This is a genomic window from Lysinibacillus sphaericus OT4b.31 (assembly GCF_000392615.1).
Taxonomy (GTDB): Bacteria; Bacillota; Bacilli; order Bacillales_A; family Planococcaceae; genus Lysinibacillus; species Lysinibacillus sphaericus_B.
The window spans coordinates 4,006,992-4,032,316 of the sequence record NZ_KB933398.1; the positions used below are offsets into that span (position 1 = coordinate 4,006,992).

General features: G+C 36.3%; 22 protein-coding genes. 9 read left to right on the forward strand and 13 right to left on the reverse strand.

Translation table 11 applies throughout. The features are described 5' to 3' along the window. Positions 1–100: 100 nt before the first annotated feature. A complete protein-coding gene (locus tag H131_RS18580; protein WP_010860666.1) occupies positions 101–1,117 on the reverse strand; it encodes a YeiH family protein in 1,017 nt (338 codons plus the stop codon). Between the two features lie 117 nt (positions 1,118–1,234). Between H131_RS18580 and H131_RS18585 the strand changes: the two genes are divergently transcribed. Next, positions 1,235–2,116: a LysR family transcriptional regulator gene (locus H131_RS18585; protein ID WP_010860667.1), complete on the forward strand. Its 882-nt coding sequence runs from the start codon at positions 1,235–1,237 to the stop codon at positions 2,114–2,116. 46 nt (positions 2,117–2,162) lie between these two features. Here H131_RS18585 and H131_RS18590 read toward each other — a convergent pair whose 3' ends face one another. Further along, positions 2,163–3,077 carry a LysR family transcriptional regulator gene (locus H131_RS18590; protein WP_010860668.1) on the reverse strand — a complete coding sequence of 305 codons (915 nt, stop codon included), beginning with the start codon at positions 3,075–3,077 and terminating at the stop codon, positions 2,163–2,165. 120 nt (positions 3,078–3,197) lie between these two features. Between H131_RS18590 and H131_RS18595 the strand changes: the two genes are divergently transcribed. After that, on the forward strand, positions 3,198–4,388 hold the full coding sequence (locus H131_RS18595) for a coenzyme F420-0:L-glutamate ligase (RefSeq protein WP_010860669.1): 1,191 nt from the start codon (positions 3,198–3,200) through the stop codon (positions 4,386–4,388). Between the two features lie 49 nt (positions 4,389–4,437). Here the strand turns inward: H131_RS18595 and H131_RS18600 are convergent, their stop codons facing one another. The 7 genes from H131_RS18600 to H131_RS18630 form a co-directional block, all read right to left on the reverse strand. After that, positions 4,438–5,607 carry a M20 metallopeptidase family protein gene (locus tag H131_RS18600; protein ID WP_010860670.1) on the reverse strand — a complete coding sequence of 390 codons (1,170 nt, stop codon included), beginning with the start codon at positions 5,605–5,607 and terminating at the stop codon, positions 4,438–4,440. Positions 5,608–5,659: 52 nt separating this feature from the next. Next, complete coding sequence (locus H131_RS18605; protein ID WP_010860671.1) at positions 5,660–7,072, reverse strand: YfcC family protein; 1,413 nt, start codon at positions 7,070–7,072, stop codon at positions 5,660–5,662. A gap of 434 nt (positions 7,073–7,506) precedes the next feature. Beyond that, the gene (locus tag H131_RS18610; protein ID WP_010860672.1) at positions 7,507–8,262 is read right to left on the reverse strand and encodes an amino acid ABC transporter ATP-binding protein; all 756 of its coding nucleotides are present in this window, start codon (positions 8,260–8,262) and stop codon (positions 7,507–7,509) included. 13 nt (positions 8,263–8,275) lie between these two features. Then, on the reverse strand, positions 8,276–8,977 hold the full coding sequence (locus H131_RS18615; RefSeq protein WP_010860673.1) for an amino acid ABC transporter permease: 702 nt from the start codon (positions 8,975–8,977) through the stop codon (positions 8,276–8,278). A 12-nt stretch (positions 8,978–8,989) separates the two neighbouring features. Then, a complete protein-coding gene (locus H131_RS18620) occupies positions 8,990–9,697 on the reverse strand; it encodes an amino acid ABC transporter permease (RefSeq protein ID WP_010860674.1) in 708 nt (235 codons plus the stop codon). Positions 9,698–9,814: 117 nt separating this feature from the next. Beyond that, positions 9,815–10,684 (reverse strand): transporter substrate-binding domain-containing protein, encoded by an 870-nt coding sequence (locus tag H131_RS18625; RefSeq protein ID WP_010860675.1) that lies wholly within the window; start codon positions 10,682–10,684, stop codon positions 9,815–9,817. Between the two features lie 13 nt (positions 10,685–10,697). Then, on the reverse strand, positions 10,698–11,870 hold the full coding sequence (locus H131_RS18630) for an acyl-CoA dehydrogenase family protein (RefSeq protein ID WP_010860676.1): 1,173 nt from the start codon (positions 11,868–11,870) through the stop codon (positions 10,698–10,700). A 446-nt stretch (positions 11,871–12,316) separates the two neighbouring features. On the opposite strand from H131_RS18630, the gene H131_RS18635 reads away from it, so the two are divergent. Beyond that, on the forward strand, positions 12,317–13,063 hold the full coding sequence (locus H131_RS18635) for a hypothetical protein (RefSeq protein ID WP_010860677.1): 747 nt from the start codon (positions 12,317–12,319) through the stop codon (positions 13,061–13,063). A 233-nt stretch (positions 13,064–13,296) separates the two neighbouring features. Here H131_RS18635 and H131_RS18640 read toward each other — a convergent pair whose 3' ends face one another. Then, on the reverse strand, positions 13,297–13,671 hold the full coding sequence (locus H131_RS18640) for a VOC family protein (protein ID WP_010860678.1): 375 nt from the start codon (positions 13,669–13,671) through the stop codon (positions 13,297–13,299). A 323-nt stretch (positions 13,672–13,994) separates the two neighbouring features. Here H131_RS18640 and H131_RS18645 point away from each other — a divergent pair, with 323 nt between their 5' ends. Next, complete coding sequence (locus H131_RS18645; protein WP_010860679.1) at positions 13,995–15,944, forward strand: methyl-accepting chemotaxis protein; 1,950 nt, start codon at positions 13,995–13,997, stop codon at positions 15,942–15,944. Between the two features lie 222 nt (positions 15,945–16,166). On the opposite strand, the gene H131_RS18650 is transcribed toward H131_RS18645, so the two are convergent. After that, positions 16,167–16,586 carry a VOC family protein gene (locus H131_RS18650; RefSeq protein WP_010860680.1) on the reverse strand — a complete coding sequence of 140 codons (420 nt, stop codon included), beginning with the start codon at positions 16,584–16,586 and terminating at the stop codon, positions 16,167–16,169. A gap of 309 nt (positions 16,587–16,895) precedes the next feature. Here H131_RS18650 and guaC point away from each other — a divergent pair, with 309 nt between their 5' ends. Together guaC and H131_RS18660 are read left to right on the forward strand one after the other, a co-directional pair. Continuing rightward, the gene (guaC, locus tag H131_RS18655; protein WP_010860681.1) at positions 16,896–17,879 is read left to right on the forward strand and encodes a GMP reductase; all 984 of its coding nucleotides are present in this window, start codon (positions 16,896–16,898) and stop codon (positions 17,877–17,879) included. A 201-nt stretch (positions 17,880–18,080) separates the two neighbouring features. Beyond that, on the forward strand, positions 18,081–19,814 hold the full coding sequence (locus H131_RS18660) for a methyl-accepting chemotaxis protein (protein WP_010860682.1): 1,734 nt from the start codon (positions 18,081–18,083) through the stop codon (positions 19,812–19,814). Positions 19,815–20,405: 591 nt separating this feature from the next. Here H131_RS18660 and H131_RS18670 read toward each other — a convergent pair. Next, entirely contained in the window at positions 20,406–20,630 is a 225-nt protein-coding gene (locus H131_RS18670; protein WP_010860684.1) for a hypothetical protein, read from the reverse strand. A gap of 267 nt (positions 20,631–20,897) precedes the next feature. Here H131_RS18670 and psiE point away from each other — a divergent pair, with 267 nt between their 5' ends. The 3 genes from psiE (at position 20,898) to H131_RS18685 (ending at position 24,403) form a co-directional block, all read left to right on the forward strand. Continuing rightward, complete coding sequence (psiE, locus tag H131_RS18675; RefSeq protein WP_010860685.1) at positions 20,898–21,350, forward strand: phosphate-starvation-inducible protein PsiE; 453 nt, start codon at positions 20,898–20,900, stop codon at positions 21,348–21,350. A gap of 643 nt (positions 21,351–21,993) precedes the next feature. After that, complete coding sequence (locus H131_RS18680; RefSeq protein WP_010860686.1) at positions 21,994–23,016, forward strand: HAAS signaling domain-containing protein; 1,023 nt, start codon at positions 21,994–21,996, stop codon at positions 23,014–23,016. A gap of 250 nt (positions 23,017–23,266) precedes the next feature. Then, a complete protein-coding gene (locus H131_RS18685; RefSeq protein ID WP_010860687.1) occupies positions 23,267–24,403 on the forward strand; it encodes a fused response regulator/phosphatase in 1,137 nt (378 codons plus the stop codon). 56 nt (positions 24,404–24,459) lie between these two features. Here H131_RS18685 and H131_RS18690 read toward each other — a convergent pair whose 3' ends face one another. Next, on the reverse strand, positions 24,460–25,320 hold the full coding sequence (locus tag H131_RS18690) for a CheR family methyltransferase (RefSeq protein WP_010860688.1): 861 nt from the start codon (positions 25,318–25,320) through the stop codon (positions 24,460–24,462). Between the last annotated feature and the right edge of the window lie 5 nt (positions 25,321–25,325).

A 25,325-nucleotide genomic window follows, 5' to 3' on the forward strand; every position in this document is an offset into this window, starting at 1 on the left:
ATTCGAATCCTGTTAAATCATCTTCTGATTCTATCTAAAAAACCCTGCATATTTGTCTAAATATGCAGGGTTTTTTTATTGGATAATACCAGAACGTCCATTATAGAAATAGCATAACTAATACGTAACCAAGCACAGATAAACAAACAGAACCTATCAATCCTGCTATAAATGCTTTAATGCCTAATTGTTTAAAGGTTTTTATATCTACGTTTAAGCCCAATCCAGCCATCGCCATAGCAATTAGAAGATAAGCGCAGCCCACGATAGACTGAGCAACAGCAGGCGGTACAATACTAAGTGAATTAAAGGCACTCATCACTAAAAACCCTAAGATAAACCATGGAATTATTGAAAGAGAAAATACCTTTTTATCTTGTCCTTTCTCCCGTCTTTGATACAAGATTCCAATGATGATTGCTACTGGTACAAGCAATGCTACACGAGTAAGCTTGACAATTACCGCCATATCAACCGCTTCATTTCCACCAGCAGCAGCTGCTGCTATGACATGGGCAATTTCGTGCAATGTACCACCTGCAAAAATACCATATTGCGTCGGTGATAATCCAAATAACGAGTACAGCAAGGTGTAAACAAGTGTAAATACTGTACCAAGTAATGCTACAATCGCAGCACCTACCGCTGTTTCTTTTTCATTTGCTTTAATTTGTGGTGCGATGGCCACAACTGCAGCAGCACCACAAATAGCTGTTCCACATGCTGTTAAAATACCGAGCTTTTTTTCTACATGAAATATCTTTGTTAACCCATATACAACCACCAATGCAAATACTAAATTTATAAATGCGATGAGAAATACACTTGCCCCTGCATGATAAATATCCATTAAATTCAAGCGCATACCAAGTAGAATAATACCAAATCGTAATAACTTTTTACTCGAGAAGGCAATGCCTGTCTGCCATGAATCTGGTACATTGAAAGTTGCCCTCCAAGCCATCCCTATGATTATCGCTATGACAAGCTGCCCCAAAATAGAGAAGAAAGGAAAAGTTGATATATATTTTGCAACTAAGGCAATTCCAAGTGTCAATATTATGCCCTTTATAAAAGGTGGTGTTAGAAATTTCTTAATCCCCTGTTGTCTATCCATGCTGGTCACTTCTTTCATCCTTTATAATGATTACTTTATTAAAAAGTTAATCATCAGTAAAATACATATATATAATCATAATTATTAATATTTCTAATCATAAGGGGAGGACGTACTATGCAGTATGATGCGTTAAAAACACTTATCACACTAGTGGAAGTAAAAAATTTTACGAAAACCTCGGAAATTTTACACATATCTCAACCAAGTGTCAGTTTGCATATAAAAAATCTAGAACAAGAGTTCCAAACAACTTTATTTATACGCTCACCAAAGTCCGTACAGATTACACCTACTGGTGAAATACTCTATAAACGAGCAAAGCAAATAATGGCGATTGCTGAAACAGCGAAGGAAGATATTTTAACCTTTCATCATGCCATTCATGGTACGCTCGTAATCGGCGCTAGCTTCACCATTGGAGAATATATTTTACCGCCCATTTTAGCCAGCATACAGCAACAATTTCCTCAACTAGAACTACAAGTTATTATTGGCAATACCAATGAAATCATTCAGTGCGCAAAGTTATTACAAGTCGATATTGGGCTCATTGAAGGACAGGCACACGAGAATGAGCTCATTATCAAGCCATTTATGCAGGATGAGTTGTTTATTGTCAGTGCCCGAAACCACTCTCTTGTGAAGCAATCGAACATTACTGTTGCAGATTTACAGCAGCAAAATTGGGTCGCACGAGAAACTGGTTCCGGCACACGCAATTATTTGGATCATCTATTCAGAACAAATGGTCTCCAAGTGCAATCTCTACTGACTATCAGTAGCAATCAAGGCGTGAAAGAAAGTGTAATGCAAGGGCTAGGTCTATCCTTACTATCTCGCTGTGTTATTGAACGTGAACTCAAAAATGGCGACATTGCACTTTTGCCATTTGAAGGACAACATTTCATGCGGACATTCTCTTATCTGTACGCACCTACCATGAAAAATAATCGAAATGTTGAAACACTCATTGAATTTATAACGAAGAAAGGCTAAAAATTGAAAAAAGCTTAGCTGGCTATTTCTAGTCGCTAAGCTTTTTTTAGGTTCTTCGATTGATCCTTTTACGGTCCTGTTTATTTTCAATCATCTCCACAAATTTTGTAGCCGCTCGAGATAATGGCACACTTTTTAGATAACACATACCAATACTACGTTTCGGAATACTTTCCTTTAATGTTAACTCATAAAGTAGTCCTCTCTGTAAGTAATCCTTTGAAAATTCCTTTGTTACACAAGCTATCCCTAAATTACTACGTGCAAATTCAAGTACGAGATCATGTGAGCCAAGTTCAAATTCAGGTGCGATTTGAATACCTTTAGCAAATAAATAGTTCTCCACATACTTCCGTGAATTCGATTTTTTCTCAAGAAAGATAAGTGGAAACTTCATTAAATCCTCATAACTTATGCTCTTTTTCTCGAGAGTTCTGTACTTCTCACCACACACGAATATATCTTGTACCTCTGTGCAAAATGATAATTGTAATGTCGGATCTTCTATCGGAAAATTACACAGTCCTACATCCGCCTCCCCTGATTTAATATAGTTACAAATTTCAGAAGTCGTGCCATTAAACATTTGCAATTTTATATTTGGATACATTGTGTGGAATGCTTCCAGATAGGGCATCAAGAAGAAACGAGAAATAGTATCGCCTACACCTATTTTCAATTGCCCTGTTGTTAAATTTTTAAATTCAAGAAGCTTTTCTTCTCCAGCATCTAAAAGACCTAAAGCCGAATTTGTATATTCATAAAGAAGGCTTCCTTCTGTGGTTAAAGTTACCCCTTTAGGTGTGCGATTAAAAAGACGTGTACCAAGCTCCTTCTCCAACTGCATCATTGCTTGGCTAACTGCCGGCTGTGTCATATATAAATCTCTGGCAGCACTAGAAAAGCTATTATTTTTAGCTACCACACTGAAAACACGATATAAATCTAATTTGCCAATCATATAAGCACTCCTTATAACTATTATACGAACTATTAATTTTACTTATATCATTATACAGGGGTATAGTAAAATCATGTTAATTTATATATATACTTATATATATTTAGAGGAGAGATTATTTTGGAACGTGTAGTTGGTACAGTCGTAAGAGGTCTTCGTGGTCCAATCATTAACGAAGGCGACAATATTGAACGAATCGTTGTTGATACTGTGTTAAATGCAGCAAAAATTGAAGGCTATTCAATTGAAGATCGTGATATCGTAACAGTAACAGAATCTGTTGTAGCTCGTGCACAAGGTAACTATGCATCGATCAATGACATAGCAGCGGACGTAGCTGCTAAATTCGGTGATGATACTGTCGGTGTTATTTTCCCAATTCTTAGCCGTAACCGTTTTGCTAACTGTCTACGAGGTATCGCAAAAGGTGTTAAAAAAGTAGTGTTGATGTTAAGCTATCCATCTGATGAAGTTGGTAATCACTTAGTTGATATCGATGAACTAGATGTAAAAGGTATTAACCCATGGACAGATACTTTAACAGAAGCAGAGTTCCGCGAACACTTCGGCTATAAAAAACACACATTTACTGGTGTAGATTATATTGAATACTATAAAGAATTAATCGAAGCTGAAGGCGCTGCTTGTGAAGTTATCTTTTCAAACAACCCAAAAACCATTTTAGATTATACAAAGAGCGTATTGACTTGTGATATTCACACACGCTTCCGTACAAAACGTATTTTAGTGGCAAACGGCGCTGAAAAAGTTTATAGTCTTGATAATATTTTATGTGAATCAAACAACGGTTCTGGCTTCAATGCAGAATACGGCTTACTTGGTTCAAACAAAGCGACTGAAGAAAGTGTAAAGCTATTCCCACACACTTGCCAGCCAATCGTTGATGGCATCCAAGCACAAATCAAAGAAGCTACTGGAAAAACAGTTGAAGTAATGATTTATGGCGATGGTGCATTCAAAGATCCAGTAGGTAAAATTTGGGAGCTTGCAGACCCTGTTGTCTCACCTGCCTTCACAGCTGGCTTAGACGGTACACCAAACGAAGTAAAACTTAAATACTTAGCAGATAACGATTTTGCTGATCTTCGTGGAGAAGAATTAAAAGCGGCAATCTCTGCGTATATCCAAAACAAAGATGAAGATTTAACTGGTCAAATGGCAGCTCAAGGTACAACACCTCGTAAACTAACAGACCTTATTGGTTCTTTATCTGACTTAACTTCCGGTTCGGGCGACAAAGGTACACCAATGATCTATATTCAAGGTTACTTTGATAACTATACAAAATAATATGATATAAAAAAATGAACTCCCGCTTATGTTAGCGAGAGTTCATTTTTTATGGACATAATGTACGTGCTATATTTTCAAAATAGCGTACACCGTAGATAAGTGCGTCCTCATCAATTTTAAAGCGTGGATGATGCAACGGATAAGCTACACCAAAATCTACATTATGCACGCCTATGAATTGCATGGAAGAAGGTACAACCTCTGAAAAATCTGCAAAATCCTCTGTTCCAAACATCGGTTCAGGTAACTCTCTGACGCCCTCTTCTCCTACAATATCACCAGCTACTCGACGTGATAACACTGTAAGCTCCTTATCATTTGTCACAGAAGGACAACCAAGCTCCCATTTAATCTCCGCTGTCGCTCCATGCATCGATGCAATACCATTAACAATTTTCACTAAATGTTCACGGGCATCTACACGTACCTTCGCATCTAATGAACGAATTGTCCCTCCAAGTTCTGCCGTTTCAGCAATAATATTTAAAGCCGTGCCACAATGGAATTTGGCAACCGTTAAGACAGGTGCATGGATGCTTGGCACTTTCCGCGATACAATGGTTTGCAATGCCATGACAATCTCTGAGCCAATTAATAACGGATCAATCGCTACCTCAGGAGTCGAAGCATGTCCACCTCTTCCAAAAATCTTAATCTCAAAATCATCTGCCGCTGCCGTAAACTTTCCATCCTTCATCGCAAACTGACCGACTTCATAATCTGGGCTTACATGAAGTGCAAATGCGTAATCTACATTATCTATTATACCTATACTAACAAGCTGCGCTGCCCCACCTGGTGTTACCTCCTCAGCATGCTGGAAAACAAAACGTATTTCACCATTGAAGTCTGTTCCACGCTCGGCTAATGCCTTTGCTGCACCAAGCAGCATGGCTGGATGCGCATCATGTCCGCAGGCATGCATCACGCCTGGATTTTTTGATTTAAAGGGTAAATCAGTTTCTTCCTCTATCGGCAATGCATCGATGTCCGCTCGTAATAAAATGGTATGCCCCTTACCAGCTGTTTTCACACCCCTTAAAAATGCACAGACACTCGTTTCAGTTAAACGTTTCACCTCTAAATGCGGAAACGTTATTAATTGATTATAAATATATTGTGCTGTTCGATGCTCTTGATGTGACAGCTCTGGATGCATATGCAAATGTTGTCGCCAGGCAATCACCTGTTGTTCTAACGTACTAATTTCTATCATCAGCCATTCCTCCTATCACTTTTCAGTACATAATCAGTAGAACTATATCAAGTCAAAATGGTCCGTAATTCATGACATGTGCAATTACTAATAAAATAATTGCCAGACCTGTTTGTATAAGGAAGTATGGAAAAACCCATTTTACCCATTTTGAAAATGGTATACCCGCTATGGCTAAGCCTGCCAACAAAACACCACTTGTAGGAATAACCATGTTCGAAATACCGTCCCCAAATTGGAAGGCCAATACCGCTGTCTGTCTTGTCACGCCTATTAAATCTGCTAAAGGTGTCATAATTGGCATCGTTAAAGCCGCTTGGCCGCTTCCCGATGGCACTAAGAAATTCAAACAAAGCTGCAGTAAGAACATTCCCACTGCATTAATAGAAGCGGGTAGAACACTTACCGCATTTGCAACAAAATGTAGTATTGTATCAATTAGCCCCCCCGTAGTAGTAATGACTAAAATCGTTTGAGCAAAGCCTATGATTAAAGCGCCCTCTACCATATCTCTTGCACCAGTAATAAAACCTTCAGCCATTTTATTTGGGCTAAGTTTACAAATTATTGCCATAATAATACCGCTTAAAAGAAAAATCCCACCAATTTCACTGATATACCATTGAAATTTAATCACGCCAACAACTAATGCAACAAAGTTTGCTAATAAGACAAGCAACGCCAATAAGTGACGCCCATTCATTTTAAAATTCAAATCGATTTCAATACTTTCTTCTCGCTTATATTTCCCGTAAATACCTTTAGAAGGATCATGTTTAACTCGTTTCGCATGCCTAGATATATATATTACCGTTAAAATATAAAACACAAAGAATACAATAATTCGATAAGACATTCCTGAATACATTGGTAATTCAGCAATCGTTTGAGCGACCCCAATGTTAAATGGATTGGTAATCCCTGATGTAAAACCAGTTGCTAATGTGCCTAGCATAACGATAGCAAATCCTGTGATTGCATCCATACCAAGTGCCATCGTTAACGGAATAATGATGGCAATATACACTAATGTGTCCTCAGCTGAACCAATTAAAGTTCCTAAACTAGCAAAGATTAATATGAGAATAGGAATTAACACGTACTCCCGTTTCCCAAATTTAGAAGCCATTACTTTAATAAATGAATCAATTGCTCCTGTTTTTTGCATGATACCCAGTGCTCCACCAAATAAAAATACAAACAAAATAATGGAAGCACCTTCAAGCATACCTAAATGAACACTATTAAACATTTCAAGAAAACCAACAGGACTTGAATCGATATAGTGGAATGATTCTGGGTCTACTACCATCCGTCCATTACTCTCCACACGATCATACTGACCGGCCGGAATAATGTAAGTAAGTATTGTCATTAGCAAAATGATAATAAACATTAATACAAATGCATTGATTCCTTTAATTCTTGGCTCTTCTACTATTTTATTTTCTTGCAGGTTTGCCATATACTTTCCCCCTAACAAGCAGTATTAAAAGTATTCTCGCGACTCTGTTTCAAATAATCAGGTATTTATTCAATGCTTTCCACAAGTAGAATTTTGCTATTCACATAACCCCTAAAAACTGACTATTGCTATTTAACTACTAAATAGTATTTATCGTAGAGAACCTTATACACCCCTCGCTTTTCCGTACAACGGAAATATATTCCGACAAACGGAAATATTATATGTAAAAATATAAAAAAATAAAACTAATTTGTCAATATTTTTTGATAATTCTGTCTAATAAAATTAACTTCTAAGAAAGAAGATGCCCTTTAGCAAACACAGTTCGAAATAATTTCATTTAAGGCAAGCGAACCAAGCCCCTTTCTCCTATAAAAAATAGTAGTACAAACCAAGGCCATGGTTTGTACTACTATCGTTGTGAGTATGTTTTAAATATAGAATGTATAATCCTCTGGAATAACACGCTTTAAAAATTTCTTTGTACGGTCCTCTTTCGGACTGACGAAAATATCGTGTGGACTGCCTTCCTCTACAACTACGCCGCCATCCATAAAGATAACGCGGGTTGCCACATCTTTAGCAAAGCCCATCTCATGTGTGACCACAAGCATTGTCGTACCTTCTGTGGCAATGTTTTTCATGACAGTTAGCACTTCTCCTACTAGCTCTGGGTCAAGTGCAGAAGTCGGTTCATCAAATAAAATAATATCTGGGTTTAATGCCACGGCACGTGCAATACCAACACGTTGCTGTTGTCCGCCTGATAGCTGACTTGGGTATGCATTATATTTTTCTGATAGCCCCACTTTATCGAGCGCCTTTTTCCCAATTTCAATCGCTTCAGCTTTGGCTACTTTGCGACCGATAATAAGCCCTTCCGTGACGTTCTCTAACGCAGTTTTATTAGTGAAAAGATTATAATTTTGGAATACAAAAGCTACACGCTGTCGAATCGCATGGACATCCTTCTTTTTTACATTTTGAAAATCGACATCAATATCACCAAACGTCGCATGCCCTTGGTCAGCTTTTTCTAAAAAGTTTATGCAACGCAGTAAAGTTGTTTTGCCTGAACCACTTGGGCCTAGAATAACCACCACATCTCCCTTATCAATTGATAGGTCGACACCCTTTAAAATTTCATTGTCGCCAAATGATTTGTGAATATTTTTTATCTCTAACATGCTGATTCACCCCTTAGGCACTCGCCACTTTGAATTTACTTAAATGTTTTTCATATCGTTTAAAGATGTATTCAACTGTACTACATAAAATTAAGTACACAATGAAAATATCGATGTATGCTTCTACATAATTGTAGCCAACATTGGCTGCGACTTTTGCCTTCAATGTAATTTCTGGTAAAGACATCGCATACCCTAGTGATGTTGCTTTTATGAGATTAACTGTTGCTGTACAAATATTCGGCATGGCCACTACTAGTGCCTGTGGAATAATAATACGGCGATATGCTTGGAATGTTGTTAAACCAACTGCATGTGCTGCCTCTAATTGACCTTTTTCAATGGTAGCCAATGCAGAGCGAAATACCTCTATTAAAATCGCTGTCGTACTAAAAGCAAAAACGATAAACGCATACCAAATAGGATTGATTTTATAGATATCATAAGCAATATTATATTTTTCAAAAATAATTTTCAGTAATAAAGGAACGCTACTATAAATGATAAAAATTTGAATAATGATTGGTGTACCTCGAACAAAGGATACATAGATTTTCGCTAAATGATGAATGACAGGAATTTTATTAATTCGTGTCAATGCGAGTAAAAAACCTAGTGGTAAAGCAACGAGTAAAGCAACAATCGTCACAAGAAGCGCGATAGGCACACCTGATAATGCTACAAAAAATGTTTCAATCAAAAATTGATAATTCATGAGTACGCCTCCTTACGTTGTTTCCAATGTCCTTTTACCCTTGCTAAAAACCTTTTCTAACATAGTAAAGAATCTTTCAATAATAATAGACAGCACCCAATAAACGATTGCTAGTGCTATATATATTTCTAGAGCATGTGCATTAATATTGCCCGCAATAATTAAATTTGCCTTCCCTACAATGTCAATTAAACCAATTGTGTATGCAAGGGCACCCTCCTGTAATAACGCAATCATGCCATTTCCAAAGTTCGGCAATGCTATGACAAGTGCCTGTGGAAAAATAATACGGCGATATGCCTGAAATGGCGTTAACCCTACACTAACAGCCGCTTCAAATTGCCCTTTATTAATGGCCAAATAGGCAGAGCGAATAACCTCTGACATGATTGCTGCGAACTGCAATGTGAAAGTTACAACGACAAAAATGGCTGTTTCAATCGAATGGAGATTTAAGCCGAAGTTTTCTGCTAAAGCAGGCACGCCATAATACACGAGGAATAATAAGACAATAGATGGCGTACACCGCATAATAGTTGTATATAAATTTGCGAATATTTGTAATACCTTTAGTGAACTCAACTTTGCAGCTGCTAATAGCAAGCCAAACAATGTGCCCAGCACAATGGAAGACCCTGCAACTAAAAAGGTAACTTTTAAAAACGGCAATAATATGGGTATTGCGTTCCAAATATACGATGCATCAAAATACTTATCCATTTCCTCACCAACTTTTATAAATGATTAACTAAAAGGCATCCACTTCTGAATCTTGCCTTCATGTTCCTTTTATTAAGAAAGACTGCTGAGTTTACTGACTCAACAGCCTTTAAATAATTATCGATTTACGTTTTCTAACACTTCAAATAAATCACGGCCATAAAACTTTGTGCTTAATTCACTTGTTTTCTTTTGCTCTTTAATTTGTGCTACAGCTTTATCAAATGCATCTGCAAATTCTTGTTCTTTTTTATTGAACAAAGGCCATGTTTTAATTACTGCGAATTCGTTGTAAACTACTTCATCTTTTAAATTATGATAAGGGCCATTTTCTGCTGATACTTGTTGTTTGAACGGACCTTCGATCATCACACCACCGTCCACACGTCCTTCATTTACCCATTGCACGACATCGACAGTGAAAGCATCTCCAGCTTGCAATTTTACTTCATTGTTCGGATTTGCTTTATTGTACTCATCAATAATTGTATACTGTGCATTGTTTGCAGCAATTGGCGCTAATGAATAACCCTTTGTTGCAAAGTCAGCCAATGTTTTTATGCCTTCGTCTTCTTTACGTAACACTAAACCTGCACTACTTAACCCTAAAAACTCTTTAGGGAAAATAAACTTCTCTGTTCGTTCCTGTGTAAAGAATGCATTTTTCACTCCTACTTGGTATTTCCCTTGCTCAACACCAATTAGTAAATCATCACTTGTAGTGCCTACATATTCAAACTCGTATTCTGGTAATAATTCATCTACTAGCTTCATTACTTCCACATCATAACCAGTTGGATTCCCATTATCGTCAATATAACTTATAGGCTTGGATGCTTGATCGTAAGCAACCTTTACTGTACGAACCTTATCGCCATTCTCTGTATCTTTTTTGGAAGTTTCTCCTGCGTTACATCCAGCTAAAATAGCAATTGAAGCTAATCCGATTGCAGCAAATTGGAGTACTTTGTTCTTTCCTTTAAACATATCTCATTTCCCCTTATTGTGGATTTTCATGTGATTTCTGTTGCTCAATAGCAGCTGTTGCTAATTTGATAATTGTCATATCATCCATCGGTGGATTATGTAATCCCGCACGCACATTTCGATAATAGCGTTGCAATGGATTTGTAAGTTGTAAACTTTTTGCACCTACAACACGCATTGCCTTATCCACTATATCTATAGCAATATTCGTCACCGTGTGCTTCGCAACTGCCATTTCATTCGTTAACGTATTACGTCTAGCTGGATCATCATAAGCCTCGGCTACGCCATAAAGTACAAAGCGTGCTTGATGGAGCTTCAGTTCAATATCACCTAAAAGCTGTTGCACATTTGGTAATGTACTGATTGGCGCATTTAAACTATTTGGTTGGTGATGATTAGCAAAATGCAGGGCATAGTCCCTTGCAGCCTGCGCGATGCCTAAATATGTTGCTGGAATATGTAATATCCAGCCGTTAATCTTGCCACCACTTGGATGGTTCGGCAATTCCACTAAATACTCCTTAGGGACAACAACATCCTTTAACACTAAATCATGACTACTTGTGCCACGCATCGCAGACATTTCCCAGTTTTCTTCAATGGAAATCCCTTGCACACCTTTATGAATGAGGAAGAAACCGATTTGTTCCTTTTCCTCAATCCAAGCAGAAGTTAAGAAGTAATCGAGCACAGGTGATGCTGTTGTAAATATTTTGCGTCCATTTAATAGCCAACCATCAGTTGTCGATACAGCATTTGTTCCTGGACGACCACCACGAGTTGGACTGCCAGTTGCTACTTCACTAACAGCTCTGTTCACGATAGCGCCCTTTTTTACTTCCAGTGCAAATGCTTCCAGTAAGTTATCTGACCATAATTTCTTTTCATATATTTCACCGACAACACCTAATGTCCAGCCCAAAGAAAGTGATGCGTTTTCGTCATAACTAGCTAAAGTTTCTTGAATGAGTACCATATCGTAAACGGATAAACCTTCGCCGCCATATTCTTTCGGTAATGTGTATTTGGGATAACCAATTTGTGAAAGCAGCTTATGTGCTTCAAAAGGAAAACGAGATTGTTCATCGACCTCTACAGCCTCAGCTTTAATTGACTCTGCAATCGATGCTAGCTCCTCTAACCAGTGACGCTGTTGCTTTGTTTTAATAAATAAATCCTTCAAAAAATCTCCTTCTTCCTAAATTATATAAAACATATATATTTACTAAGAATTAATGTTGTAAAAAAAACCTCTAACTATATGTAATAGTGAGATCATGAGCGGAACTGAATTTTCTGATTCATTGACATTATGATACTTTCAACATGTTAAATTGTCAATGATTAATTACAAGTTTTTTTGTAAGTATTATAGGTTTTAAATTTTATTTATTACAATACTGAAATTCCTTTAGGCGCAAATTTGATACCTGAGTGTAGCTCATTTCTATGGCGTTTAAATACTTCCATAAAGAATCCGTTGGAGGACATTGCACAAGACTAATTCTGTACACTTCAAAATCCCTAAACGATTACCCGGGGAATATTGGCTTTTTGATACTTGTTTCTTATTTTATGCACCATGCTGTATTCACAACATATGCTAAAACTAAAGAAAGAGGTGTATGTATGACCAATAATATAAATCCATCGCCAAGTATTACCTCTATTCAGCATATGGCTCCTCAAATTATTCAAACAAAATTTGGTGATATTAACGGGGATGGTTTTTTTGAAACAGTATTTTTAATGGGGACTAAAACGCCTGATAGTCCACTTTGGCGTAATCTAACGCTTGCTATTTTTTACGGACAAACACGCCAATTTGAACAAATGATGCTGAAGGAAAATGTGGGCTATAATCCTACTATTTTTCTAGGTGATTTTACTGGTAATCATATAGAAGATATTTTAGTTATTTCTGATACGGGTGGTAGTGGTGGCATTATCAATGGTGAAATCTTTTCATCAATTAATGGAAAAGTGCGCTCTATTTTTGACACAGAATCTTTTAATACTACGCTAAAGTATACGGTAAATTATGAAAACAACTATAAAGCCTCCGTCCAAAGCATGAACCCCAAGAAACTATACATTCTCGATTTACAATATAAAGGACAGGAATATTTAGATGAAATTTATAATAAAGATGGCACATTGAAACAACCGATTGAAGGATGGGTTGATCCAATTAACGGATTGTATCCAATTGATTTTGACCGCGACGGCACATATGAAATTTTAGCTTTTCAGGCGATAGCAGGCCGATACCATGCCGACGGTTTAGGTTATATTGAAAATGTTCTAAAATGGAATGGTAGAGAATTTGTCGTTGAAAGACAAACAGCGTCAATTTATGGCAAGGATTTAACATAAAAAAGTTCTTTTCAAATAGAAGTATCTATATGAAACGCGTTGCTTTCCGCTACGCTTGGAAAATCCAAAAACGGCAGAAAATAGTCGAACGTACCGTACTACTCTCATTAATAGGGGCTATTTGTAACTAAATTTCTGATAAAATTTCAAAAGGTATTCGCAATGTGATCATTTCCGAATACCTTTTGTCGTCAATCTGAAAAAACGGCTTCTTTATGAGCTGTTTTTTTATATTATTTTTCAACTAATGCAAAATAATTATTTTCGTGATCAGCAAAATTAAAAACTCTACCCATTGGCATCATGACTAAATCACCGACTTTTATTCCCTTTGCCTGGAAATCCTGATACATCTCTGTTAGATTATCCGCGTAAAACATGATAGAAGGTGTCTCTAAATTTAATTCCGGCTGCATTTTTGCAATCACTTCTTTATTGTGAAGAACGAAGCTCGTTTGCGCTTTCTTAGATGGCGCAATTTCAATCCATCGCATCCCCGCTTCTTCCTGTTCAGCTACTACGATAAACCCGATTTTCTCTGTCCAAAACTTTACGGCTGCATCTTGATCATTTACATATAACATGACTTGTCCGATTTGTTGAATCATAAAAAACCCCTCCTCCTTTGAACAATAGTATACAGCAATCTGCTAGTTATCCTTCACATAAAAAGCTTAAATCATTCAGTTTTTTTCATCATTTATTCTTTTTATCACTACTTCATGTTGAATCTACCAAAATTACTCTGATATGAAAATAATTGTTTTAAAACCATTTCAGCTTGTTTTTAGGATGACTTCTGTCATTTATGTATCTCTTTCTCAAAATGCTTATCTTCTCTATTATATTTTTGATAAAATGAGTTAGTTATATTTATTTCCTTCTAAGGAAAAGAATAGAACAATACATCATAATAGTGAGGAACAAACAAGTGAAACTACTAAGTCTAAGGAAAAAGCTCATCTTTTCGTTTTTGGCTATGCTTATTATTCCAACATTACTTGTAGGCATCTTTTCTTATCATAGTGCTGGTAAACAAATTTTGAAGGAACAGCAAGCAAGCACCGCTGAAAGCATTCGCATGCTCAATACTAATATTACGAACACCATTGAACCGAAAGTGGAAGACGTTCAATATTTTACAGAAAAGCTCAATCAATCTTATTTACAAGAAGATAGGAATTCCGAGCTTAAATCGCTATTACGCGAATATGTCCATATGCACCCAGAGGTCGAACTCGTCTACATAGGCACTGATGATGGAAAACTATTGGACGAGCCGGCTCAGGACTACCCTAGTGATTTCGACCCTCGAACAAGACCTTGGTATAAACAAGCATTAGAGAACAAAGGCCAAGTAGCTATCACTGCACCCTATGTCACACAAACTTCAGGTGACATTGTTATTACCATTACACAGGCTTTACAGGACGGCTCAGGTGTAATCGGATTGGATCTCAATATTTCTACATTAAGCAACATCACGAATGATATTCGCATTGGAGAAACTGGGTATGCTTCTCTTTTAGATAGCAACAAAATTTATATTGCCCAGCCCGATAAAGAAAGTGGTATGGAAGCTACCGAAAACTATATCGCAAAGATTTATGAAAAAGAGAGCGGTGCTATCGTTGAAAATAATCGTCAGCTACAATTTACGACAAATAAGCTAACAGGTTGGAAGGTTGTTGGTACAATGTTTTCTGCTGAGGCAACGAAAGCTGCTGCCTCAACCTTTAATATCAATTTAATCATCATTGTTGTTTCAATTGCTGTTGGTGTTGTTTTTATGCTTTACATGATACAAAGCATTGTCAAACCGATTAATCGACTAAAAGAAAGTGCCTTAAAAATTAGCGAAGGCGATCTCACAGAGTTTATTGATATTCATTCAAAAGACGAAATTGGACAGCTTAGTCAAGCATTTATTTCGATGAAGGTTAGCCTAAAAAAGCTAATTCGTAACGTTGATCAAAGCGCCAATCATGTACAAATCTCAGCTCAAGGGTTATCTGCAAATGCTGAACAAAATATCGATTCTTCACAACAAGTTACACAAGCCATGCAACAGGTGGCTATTAGCGCAGAAAAGCAAACAACGGGTATTGATCAAAATGCAATTTCAATTGAGGAAATTGCAAAAGGAATTGTTGAAGTAGCAGATAGCTCTATGCTGGTTTCAGATCTTTCTAATCATGCTATTCAGCAAGCAGAAAAAGGTGGTAAATCTGTAGAACGCACCGTTAACCAAATGATTTCTATTAATGAATCTGTTGCACAATCCGACTACATGATCAAATCTCTCTACGACCGAACAAAAGAAATTGGTTCTATTTTAGAGATTATTAGTGCTATTTCAGACCAAACAAATCTACTTGCACTTAATGCAGCCATTGAAGCTGCACGAGCAGGAGAACATGGTAAAGGTTTTGCTGTAGTTGCCGATGAAGTACGGAAATTAGCTGAACAATCACGTCAATCAGCTGAACAAATTTCATCCATGATTACCGGGATTCAACAAGATACGGCGAAGTCTGTTCAAACAATGATAAAAGCTTCTACAGATGTTCAGGACGGTTTGAAGCTTTCTCAAGATACGAGTGAAAAATTCGCGAGCATAATAGAAAGTTTACGTAATATTACACCGAAAATGGAGGATATATCTGCTTCTGCTCAGGAAATGTCTGCGGTAGTCGAAGAAGTAACGGCAACTGCTATAGAGCTGACAGACCACGCTAAACATAACGCTGCTGCTTCAGAGGAAGTCGCTGCTTCAACTGAGCAAACATTGTCCTCTATGCAAGAAATGGCTACGGCAGCAAGATCACTTCTCGATATGTCGGACGAATTACAAGCCTTTGTAAAACGCTTTAAATACTAAGGACAAATGTCCAAAGCGCTCGTCTAAATGCGACAAGTGCCGGCGAGCTCGAGACACAAAAGAGTGCCCTCACTATACCTAGAGGGAATAACGCTTTAACCTTGACGACAGCTTTGCCTTAAGCTATCCACTGAAAAAAATTGTTTCTTAAACAAAAAGAAAGCACGATGTTGAGGATCTTTCCCCTCTTCATCGTGCTTTTCAAATCATGCGTAATGATGATTAATTTCTATCTTCATGACTAAGTTGCCATTCAATTCCAAACTTATCAGTTAAAGAGCCATAGCATTTACTCCAAAATGTTTCTTGTAATTCCATACTGACCTTACCGCCCTCTTTAAGCCCTTCATAGGCTGATCGTAACTGAGCTTCATCATTAGAAACAATTGCTAATGTCACATTGTTTCCAACTGTAAACGGCGAGCCTGGAAAAGTATCTGAAAACATTACATTACTACCCAAAATCGAAAGTCGCGTATGCATAACAAGATCCTTTGCTTCCTCTGGCAATTGATAATCTGGATTCTGTGGTGAGTCACCGAATGTCATAATTTCTGCCTTGTCCGTTTTAAAAACTTTCTCATAAAAAGATACAGCTTCACGACAATTTCCATTAAAAATTAAATACACCTCTACTGCCATTTCCAACACTCCTTTGTCATTTAGAAACAATTCTATTGTACATGGATGATAAACCATAAGCCAAATCTTACGTTAAAACTTTTCTGCACTTTCTTAAAAATAAGTAGTAAATCTTCATAAAATTCTTTTTTTTCTATAACAAAAAGTATTTTTAATGCTCTATAATTGGTCCTTTTCATGTCTCTAAAGTAGATTATTAAGTTATTTTGATAAAAACTTTGACATTTCCTTAAAAATGATGTAAATTACCAAATGACGAACGATTTAAAATAATTCTTTAAAAATATTCGTATTTTAGGAGTGTATATAATGGATAACGTATTTGACTATGAGGATATTCAACTAATTCCCGCAAAATGCATCGTAGAAAGCCGTTCAGAATGTGATACTTCTGTTATGCTAGGTGACCACACATTTAAGCTACCTGTTGTACCTGCAAACATGCAAACAATCATCGATGAAAGTATTGCTGTGAAACTTGCTGAAAACGGTTACTTTTATATCATGCATCGCTTCAACCCAGAAAAACGAGCTGATTTCATTAAAGATATGCAAGGTCGTGGTTTAATTGCTTCAATTAGTGTCGGTGTGAAAGAAGAAGAATATTCATTTGTAGAAGAGTTAGCTACTACAGGTTTAGTACCTGAATTTATCACAATTGATATTGCACATGGTCACTCAAATGCTGTTATTAGAATGATTCAGCATATTAAAAAGCTTTTACCAAATAGCTTTGTCATCGCTGGCAATGTTGGTACACCTGAAGCTGTACGTGAACTTGAAAACGCTGGTGCAGATGCTACAAAAGTGGGCATTGGACCTGGTAAAGTTTGTATTACAAAAATCAAAACAGGCTTCGGTACAGGAGGCTGGCAGCTAGCAGCACTGCGTTGGTGTGCAAAGGCAGCGACAAAACCAATAATCGCTGACGGTGGTATTCGGACAAATGGCGATATTGCAAAATCAGTACGTTTTGGTGCTTCAATGGTGATGATCGGCTCCCTTTTTGCAGGTCATGAGGAATCACCAGGCGAAACAATAGAAATCGACGGTAAATTAGTGAAAGAATACTTTGGCTCTGCTTCAGAATTCCAAAAAGGTGAGAAGAAAAATGTTGAAGGCAAAAAAATGTACGTAGAACATAAAGGTAGCCTAAAAGATACTTTAATTGAAATGCAACAAGACCTTCAATCATCTATTTCTTATGCAGGTGGCAAGCAGCTAGATGCAATTCGAAATGTAGATTATGTAATTGTAAAAAACTCAATCTTTAACGGTGATAAAGTATACTAACATTAATAAAAGTTAAGCCCAAACAAGAATTTTATTTCTCGTTTGGGCTATTTTATTTTTACTGATAAAAAGGAAAATATTCTACATATTTATTTTTCTGAATTTTCAATATATTATTTTCTATTATACTATTTTATACTATAATTAAATGAAAGTATTAATACGTACTTTGGCTCTTTGAAAAGAACGGAGGGTATGTCCATGTTGAAATCAGTGCGAAATAAGCTAGTTGGGTTGGCCATAATCGTTATATTAATCCCTACGGTACTTGTAGGAACTGTCAATTATTTTGTCGCGAAAAATGAAATTGACAAAGTAGGGCAGCTTAGTCTTAAAAACGGGACTTTAGGACTGATGGAATTGATTGCAACATTGGATGAACAAGTTCAACAGGGTAATTTAACGTTAGAACAGGCGCAGGAACAGGCAAGGACGCAGATTGTCGGCAAAAAAACAGAAGAGAACAAAAGATCAATTGATAACCCAGTTAAATACGGTGAAAACTTCTACTTTTATGTCTTGAAAGATGATGGGATGATGGAAGCTCATCCATCACTTGAAGGTGACAATGTTACTGACCTCCAAACAAAAGACGGTCGTTATTTTGTACGGGAACAGATTGCTGAGGCAAACAAGGGCGGTGGGTACGTACGTTATGATTGGGCATTACCGTCAAACCCTGATGTAGTTGCACCTAAGATTACATATGTAGCAAAGGACGAGCATTGGGGATGGATTATTGCTGCTGGTACCTATGAAATGGATTTCAACGAAGGCGCTACAAATGTTCTCTATTACACACTTGGTATGACATTACTCGCGACAATCATGGGTGTTACCCTCTTTTGGTTCTTCTCGGGTAGAATGACTTCGTACATACGACGTATTATGGTGATGACCTCTGATATTGCAAAAGGAAAGTTGACTGGCGAGGATATTCCGATTATCACAAATGATGAATTAGCGGTTCTTGCTAATAACGTTAATGATATGAAGTATAGTTTAAATGAGATGGTTAGCAATACCAAGGACAGCTCTACACAAATGAGAATGTCCTCTGAAATGCTCAGCGCTATCACAGAAGAAACGACTGCCTCAGCCGACGAAATCCACCAAGCTATCATAGAAATTTCTAGAGGTGCGGTTATTCAGGCTGAGGAAGCAGAAATGGCAAGTAGTAAAGTGGATACGTTATCTTCCCTTATTTCCAATGCGACAGATAAATATGCTGAAATTACACAAAAAACGAGTATCATTAACAAATCACAGGAAAATGGACGACAAAAAGTAGCAATGCTACAACAAAATTCTAATGAGTTTACTCAGGTTATTGAAGAGCTAAGGGAAAATTTTTCTAGTTTGATGGGGCAAATGCAGGAAATTCAGAATGTAGTACAGACAATCACATCTATTTCTGAACAGACTAATCTGTTAGCGTTAAATGCAAGCATCGAAGCTGCTCGCGCGGGCGAACACGGTAAAGGCTTTGCAGTAGTCGCTGAAGAGGTTCGACATTTATCAGAAGATACAAACGAAGCAACGAATCGTGTGAGAAATTTATTGAAACGAATTGAGTTAGATACAGTGAATTCCGATGCCAAGATGATGCATACGCTCCAACTTTCTCAAGGTCAGGTTACATCCATTAGTGAAGTACAAAATGCCTTTACATTTTTATCGGATTCAATTGAGGGTATTACTAGTCACCTCGTTTCCCTTGATCAGGGTATGATTGAAATGGCAGAAAATCGACTTATCGTTGTAAACGCTATTAATGAGATTGCTAGTGTAGCTACACAATCAGCAGCTGCCACTGAACAAATAAACGCTTCTATTGATGAACAAAAGTCTGCAATCACTTCGATTATGCATTCTTCGGTGGAGCTTCACACAGAAGCAGAGAGAATGCACGAATTAGTGGATCGTTTTAGTTAATTAAAGTCTATTCATTTAAATATCCACCCTATAAGATAAGCACCCTTGCAATGTCTACCTTATAGGGTACTTTAGTTTTAGCTTTATGTTATCTAAAGTTGGAAGAGTACTTAAAATAAAGTGCATGCTTCTCATTAAAGTACCTTGTTTATTAAAATGCTCATTCCATTTACATTGGTATCAGGATTATATAGCATGAAAGATCCTAAATGTACCATACGTCATATTGCAGTCAGTGGCGCATGGATTCATAACCTTCATCGTCCCTATCCACATCTTGTTCCATTGCATTATTTTCACCAGCGACTCTTTCGACCTCAGTCGTTTCCTACTAGCTCCTTCGTAAATTTCAATACATCCTCTTCCAACATATTGCTTCTTAAACGTCTTTCCTCCTTTTCTTTTTTTGCCCATGAACTGCAGTTACAGCATCATTATTTTCTAAACAGGTCGAGAATAATCAGCTAAGTACGTATGCTGCCTATTTAAAGGCAGAAGTATGCATTCCAATGAACATTTAAAAGGGATTATAAAAAAAAGGCCACGAAAGATTCGCAGCACTTTTCTTTACATATTGTCATTACGCGGTTTTTACAGCTTATTAATAACAGCCGTTAACGTTTCCTTTAGTTCTGCATCGTGATTAGAAAGATCTACAAGATTCCCTAAACGCTCACGCAATACAGGACGTTCAATTACTAGCTTCTCGTCGAGGACTTGCACTAGTAATTCAATAATAAGGCGATCACGAACGTTTAACGCTTCTTCTAGACGCTCTGGTGTAATTTTCGCATCTGATTTTGCTGATTTTGCCATTTTAAAAACCCCTTTTTTATATATTCATGCACATCTATTTTAGCATACAGCCTAATTTTTTTAAAAACTTTCTTTTAAGATTAAGCAATTGGAATTTACAGTATTGCTAATTTAGAATTTACAATAAAATGTTATATTCAATAAATCAAAGCATAAATACGCAAAATTATCACTATTTTTCCACAAAAAAGTATTCTCTTTTTTCTAGGCTTTTCATATTCTATAAAATAATTATTTTTAAATAAGAAGATTGGAATGAGGGATTAGATGAATCAAAAAAACAATACGTATCTTCAACTAATTAAAACTATATCTAAAACTTTACAGTTATTTTTAAATGTATGCCTTGTGCTACTTGCGCTCATTTTATCCTTCTTGCTTATAATAGAGCTGATTGAATTCCTAAAAATTTTAATTGCCGATGACGGCGGTGACTACAAGCTTTTCCTCGCAAATATTTTAATCTTTTTTTTGTATTTTGAATTTATAACAATGATTATTAAATATTTTAAAGAGGATTATCATTTTCCATTGAGATATTTCATTTATATAGGTATCACTGCCATGATTCGATTAATCATTGTGGAACATGATCATCCTCTAAACACATTAATGTATTCACTAGTTATTTTAATATTAATTATTAGTTATTTTATTATTAATATTACGCCATTAGAGAGGCCTGTTCGTTCTTCCTCACTCTTTATGAAAAAAGAATAACTAACACTGTATTTAGGGGAGCCATAAAGAATAATGGTTTCTCCTAAAATGCTGTGACAAAGATTGGCTTTCCATAGACGAAAAAGAACTGATTTAACGCTATTGTTCATTACTCACTTTTACTTTACCCCGCATGAATAATTCCTTTATCGTTACAATACCCATCACAAGGGATGAAAGTTCTGCAATATCGTGAAGGCGCATACCACCAATTAATTTTCCATCTGTCCACAATCATCCATAATAATAATGACTGGATTATTGTGCTGGTTTTGCACAAAGAACTTCGTCAATTGTTCCTTTGATTGCTGTGAAGCATCCGACATTCCCGGATAAGCACCCACCAAAATATCTACAAATTTTGTAAATGCTCTTCTTTCAGTTTCTCAACATACCTCATTTAATTCCCCCTGTCCATTAGATGTGTATGGTATTAAAGCAATTTAATTTTCGTACAATTCTTTACATTAATTTCTGTTATGATTAATAACATATATTACCACATAACAAATAACTGGAACATGACAGAGAAATGGCCTCGGAAATTTTATGTGTTTTGTACGTCTGACATTAAATTTTAGAACTTCTAAAATGGTCTCATTGTTTATAGAGCTGAATACATTGTTGGGGGGAGATGACAAGGATGAATCTGATTGATGTCTATATTTATGAAGTGACGAGAAGGCTACCAAAAAAAATCCGTGATGATATACGGCTAGAGCTAAAATCAAAAATAGAAGACTCGTTACCGGATACTTATTCCGAATTGGAAGTAAAAGATGTTCTCTTAAAGCTTGGAGACCCCGCTGAACTCGCAGCTAGTTATCAAGATATTTCCAATCATCTAATCGGGCCACTTGTATATGACACTTATATTAGAACCATCAAATTAGTTATACCATGGGCAATTTTTATTACTACTCTGGTGCAAATTATTGAAAGCATTGTGTTTTACACAGGGGAGGGGGCACTACTTTCTACCATCATTAAAACAATTTCCATAACAATTGCCACCATTATATCCGTACTATTTCATGTTCTATTTTGGGTAACCATTGCCTTTATTGTTATTGAACGTACAGGCAACTTTGACAACTTTAAGGTTCATATGCCCTTTTTAAAAGATCAACAACAATGGACGCCTGATGATTTAAAAAAAGTTAAAATCATTGCTAATGACAAGAACATTCCGCTAAATGATATTGTATTTAGCTTTTTAGGAATAGCTATTTTTTCTGTAGTTTATTTTAAAGCGAATCATCTCATTGGCATTTACACTTCGGATGAGCGAACTGGTTTGAAGTTCGTCATGCCAATATTCAATCAAAACACCTTACTTTCTTATGAACCGTTCATTCTGTTTTGTATTGTGCTCAGTATTGGATTAACATTTTATAAATGGAAAGTTAGACAATGGACCATTCCACTTGCTGTCATAAATGCTTTCCTTCAAGTTGTAACTACGATTGTTTTTATCCTAATGGCTAGGCAACCCGACTTAATACACGGTCCCGCCATCCCTTATATAGCTGCTATTATGGAGACAACAGCTTCAAAAGTTGCATTTTCTATCGATCGAATATTGTTAGTGATTATTGCGATCTCCATTGTAGCAAATAGTATTGATATAGTTAATCGCTTTAAGAAAGCTAAAATTAAACCTTAATAAAATAATGTGATTTCTTCTCAAATATAACCCGATTTACATTTTTTAACTATACACTACTAATTCTCACCTACTCTGCTCATTGTCCCTTTATTTATAGCAAACTAATTGACTAGTATAATATACCTTTGATTCGTTAAAATACCGTTATTCTCTAATGTTTTGTATAATAATAAGATTGAGAGTATTTTTAATTATTATGATAATCTACACTTCATCAATATTCAAATCAGAATAAGGGGAAATAACTATGACAATTCTTCTTGTAGATGACAACTCCGTCAATCTATTTGTAATTGAAAAAATATTAAAAAATGCGGGTTATGATAACTGTGTTTCTTTATCATCAGCTTATGAGCTTTTTGAGTATTTACAGTTGGATGCTGAAAATCCAACTGGTAATTCAGTAGATTTGATTTTATTAGACATTATGATGCCAGAAATTGACGGTATCGAAGCCTGCAAACGTATTAAACAAAATGAAAGATTAAAAGACATTCAAATTATTTTTGTTACGGCACTTGAAGATAAAAACAAACTGGCACAAGCATTAGATATAGGTGGCGTAGATTACATTACAAAACCGATTAATAAGATAGAACTACTTGCTAGAATTCGGGTCGCCTTACGCTTGAAAGCTGAATTAGACTGGCACACTTTACATGAAAAAAAAATACAATACGAATTGGATTTAGCTACGCATGTTCAAAGAAGCTTATTAAGCCCTCCTTTAAAGGAAGAGGACATTAAAATTGAAGTTTCTTATCTACCATCCTCTAATTTAGCAGGAGATATGTATTATTGGCATAAAATAAATGATCATCGCTATTCCATCATTTTGCTTGATATGATGGGGCATGGTATATCTGCTGCGCTTGTTTGTATGTTTATCTCCTCTGTGCTCAGAGAAGCAGTTAAACAGCTAGTCGAGCCCGAGCTAGTCATTAAAGAATTAAATCGATATATGGCACTTTTACAGGATGGAAAAGATGAAAATTTATTTTATTTTACAGCCATTTACTTAGTCATTGATACAGAGAATAAAACCATTGAATATGTAAACGCTGGTCATCCTTATGGGTATGCACTTGTTGACGAAAAAACACTAGTTCCCTTAAGTAAAGGTAGTTGTGCGGTCGGCTTCTTTGATGAAATAGAGGTGCAAAAGCAACTTATTGAATATCAGGAGGATGTACAAATTATTTTGTATACTGATGGCGTTCTTGAGGCTATGGGCCCCTGTGAAATAGAATCGGAAGAGCATTTGCGCACCTTAACATCTTCAAAGTGGGATTATTCTCAGTGCCTTATAGATAATCTTCTACCAAAGGAAAAACAATTGAATCAACCAGATGATATGTGTGTCTTAATGATTCAAGCTCAATAACCTATAATGCAGAACAATAAAAGGGGAGATCTCAAATCGAGACCTCCTCTTTGCTATTAATATAACTTCTGATAAATCCGTTCATTTCCTACGATTTCTTTATACTTTGAATTAATCCCTTCACAGCGGAGTGTTTCCTTATCCCCTAAACATAAAAATCCATCCGGGCTTAAGCTATCATAAAATAGCCTATGAACTTGGCTTTGTAAGCCCGGTGAAAAGTAAATTAACACATTGCGGCACATAATGACATGAAACTCATTAAACGACTGGTCTGTTACTAAATTATGCTGTGCGAAAATAATATTTTTTAGTAAAGAAGGATGAAAGTAAGCATATTGATAATCGGTACTATAGTATTCTGAAAAAGCATCAATGCCCCCTGCAAGCATATAGTTTTTTGTGTATGCTTGCATTTTTTGAATAGGAAAAGCACCTTGTCTAGCTTTTTCTAAAACATGCTCATTCATATCCGTTGCATAAATCACGCTTTTTTCAAGTAAACCCTCTTCTTGTAACAAAATAGCCATTGAGTACACTTCTTCACCTGTTGCACACCCTGCATGCCATATTCGAATTTCAGTGTAATTCCTTAAGTACGGTATCACTTCTTTACGGAAGGCTTTAAAAAAGCTAGGATTCCTAAACATCTCTGTTACATTAATTGAGAAATCATTTAGAAGTTGCTCTAAGAAACCCTCTTCATGAATTACTTTTTCAAGTAAACGAGAAACCGTTGGAATATTACTAATCCTCATCCTGTTATAAATTCGTCGTGATATAGAGGAACGATTATATTGACGAAAATCAAAACCTGATAAACGGTAGACCGCTTCGAGTAATAAATCAATTTCCATATTTATATGTTGATTGGTCTCCAAGCTTAGCTCTGAGTTGTTGTGAAAGTCATTTGGCATACCTA

What these genes read in the sequence shown, in the direction of transcription:
- H131_RS18585 (WP_010860667.1), top strand. Translation starts at nt 1,235, where the DNA reads ATGCAGTATGATGCGTTAAAAACACTTATCACACTAGTGGAAGTAAAA.
- H131_RS18620 (WP_010860674.1), bottom strand. Translation starts at nt 9,697, where the DNA reads ATGGATAAGTATTTTGATGCATCGTATATTTGGAACGCAATACCCATA.
- H131_RS18590 (WP_010860668.1), bottom strand. Translation starts at nt 3,077, where the DNA reads ATGATTGGCAAATTAGATTTATATCGTGTTTTCAGTGTGGTAGCTAAA.
- H131_RS18690 (WP_010860688.1), bottom strand. Translation starts at nt 25,320, where the DNA reads ATGCCAAATGACTTTCACAACAACTCAGAGCTAAGCTTGGAGACCAAT.
- psiE (WP_010860685.1), top strand. Translation starts at nt 20,898, where the DNA reads ATGAATCAAAAAAACAATACGTATCTTCAACTAATTAAAACTATATCT.
- H131_RS18605 (WP_010860671.1), bottom strand. Translation starts at nt 7,072, where the DNA reads ATGGCAAACCTGCAAGAAAATAAAATAGTAGAAGAGCCAAGAATTAAA.
- H131_RS18635 (WP_010860677.1), top strand. Translation starts at nt 12,317, where the DNA reads ATGACCAATAATATAAATCCATCGCCAAGTATTACCTCTATTCAGCAT.
- H131_RS18600 (WP_010860670.1), bottom strand. Translation starts at nt 5,607, where the DNA reads ATGATAGAAATTAGTACGTTAGAACAACAGGTGATTGCCTGGCGACAA.
- H131_RS18680 (WP_010860686.1), top strand. Translation starts at nt 21,994, where the DNA reads ATGAATCTGATTGATGTCTATATTTATGAAGTGACGAGAAGGCTACCA.
- H131_RS18670 (WP_010860684.1), bottom strand. Translation starts at nt 20,630, where the DNA reads ATGGCAAAATCAGCAAAATCAGATGCGAAAATTACACCAGAGCGTCTA.
- H131_RS18610 (WP_010860672.1), bottom strand. Translation starts at nt 8,262, where the DNA reads ATGTTAGAGATAAAAAATATTCACAAATCATTTGGCGACAATGAAATT.
- H131_RS18685 (WP_010860687.1), top strand. Translation starts at nt 23,267, where the DNA reads ATGACAATTCTTCTTGTAGATGACAACTCCGTCAATCTATTTGTAATT.
- H131_RS18615 (WP_010860673.1), bottom strand. Translation starts at nt 8,977, where the DNA reads ATGAATTATCAATTTTTGATTGAAACATTTTTTGTAGCATTATCAGGT.
- guaC (WP_010860681.1), top strand. Translation starts at nt 16,896, where the DNA reads ATGGATAACGTATTTGACTATGAGGATATTCAACTAATTCCCGCAAAA.
- H131_RS18650 (WP_010860680.1), bottom strand. Translation starts at nt 16,586, where the DNA reads ATGGCAGTAGAGGTGTATTTAATTTTTAATGGAAATTGTCGTGAAGCT.
- H131_RS18625 (WP_010860675.1), bottom strand. Translation starts at nt 10,684, where the DNA reads ATGTTTAAAGGAAAGAACAAAGTACTCCAATTTGCTGCAATCGGATTA.
- H131_RS18660 (WP_010860682.1), top strand. Translation starts at nt 18,081, where the DNA reads ATGTTGAAATCAGTGCGAAATAAGCTAGTTGGGTTGGCCATAATCGTT.
- H131_RS18580 (WP_010860666.1), bottom strand. Translation starts at nt 1,117, where the DNA reads ATGGATAGACAACAGGGGATTAAGAAATTTCTAACACCACCTTTTATA.
- H131_RS18640 (WP_010860678.1), bottom strand. Translation starts at nt 13,671, where the DNA reads ATGATTCAACAAATCGGACAAGTCATGTTATATGTAAATGATCAAGAT.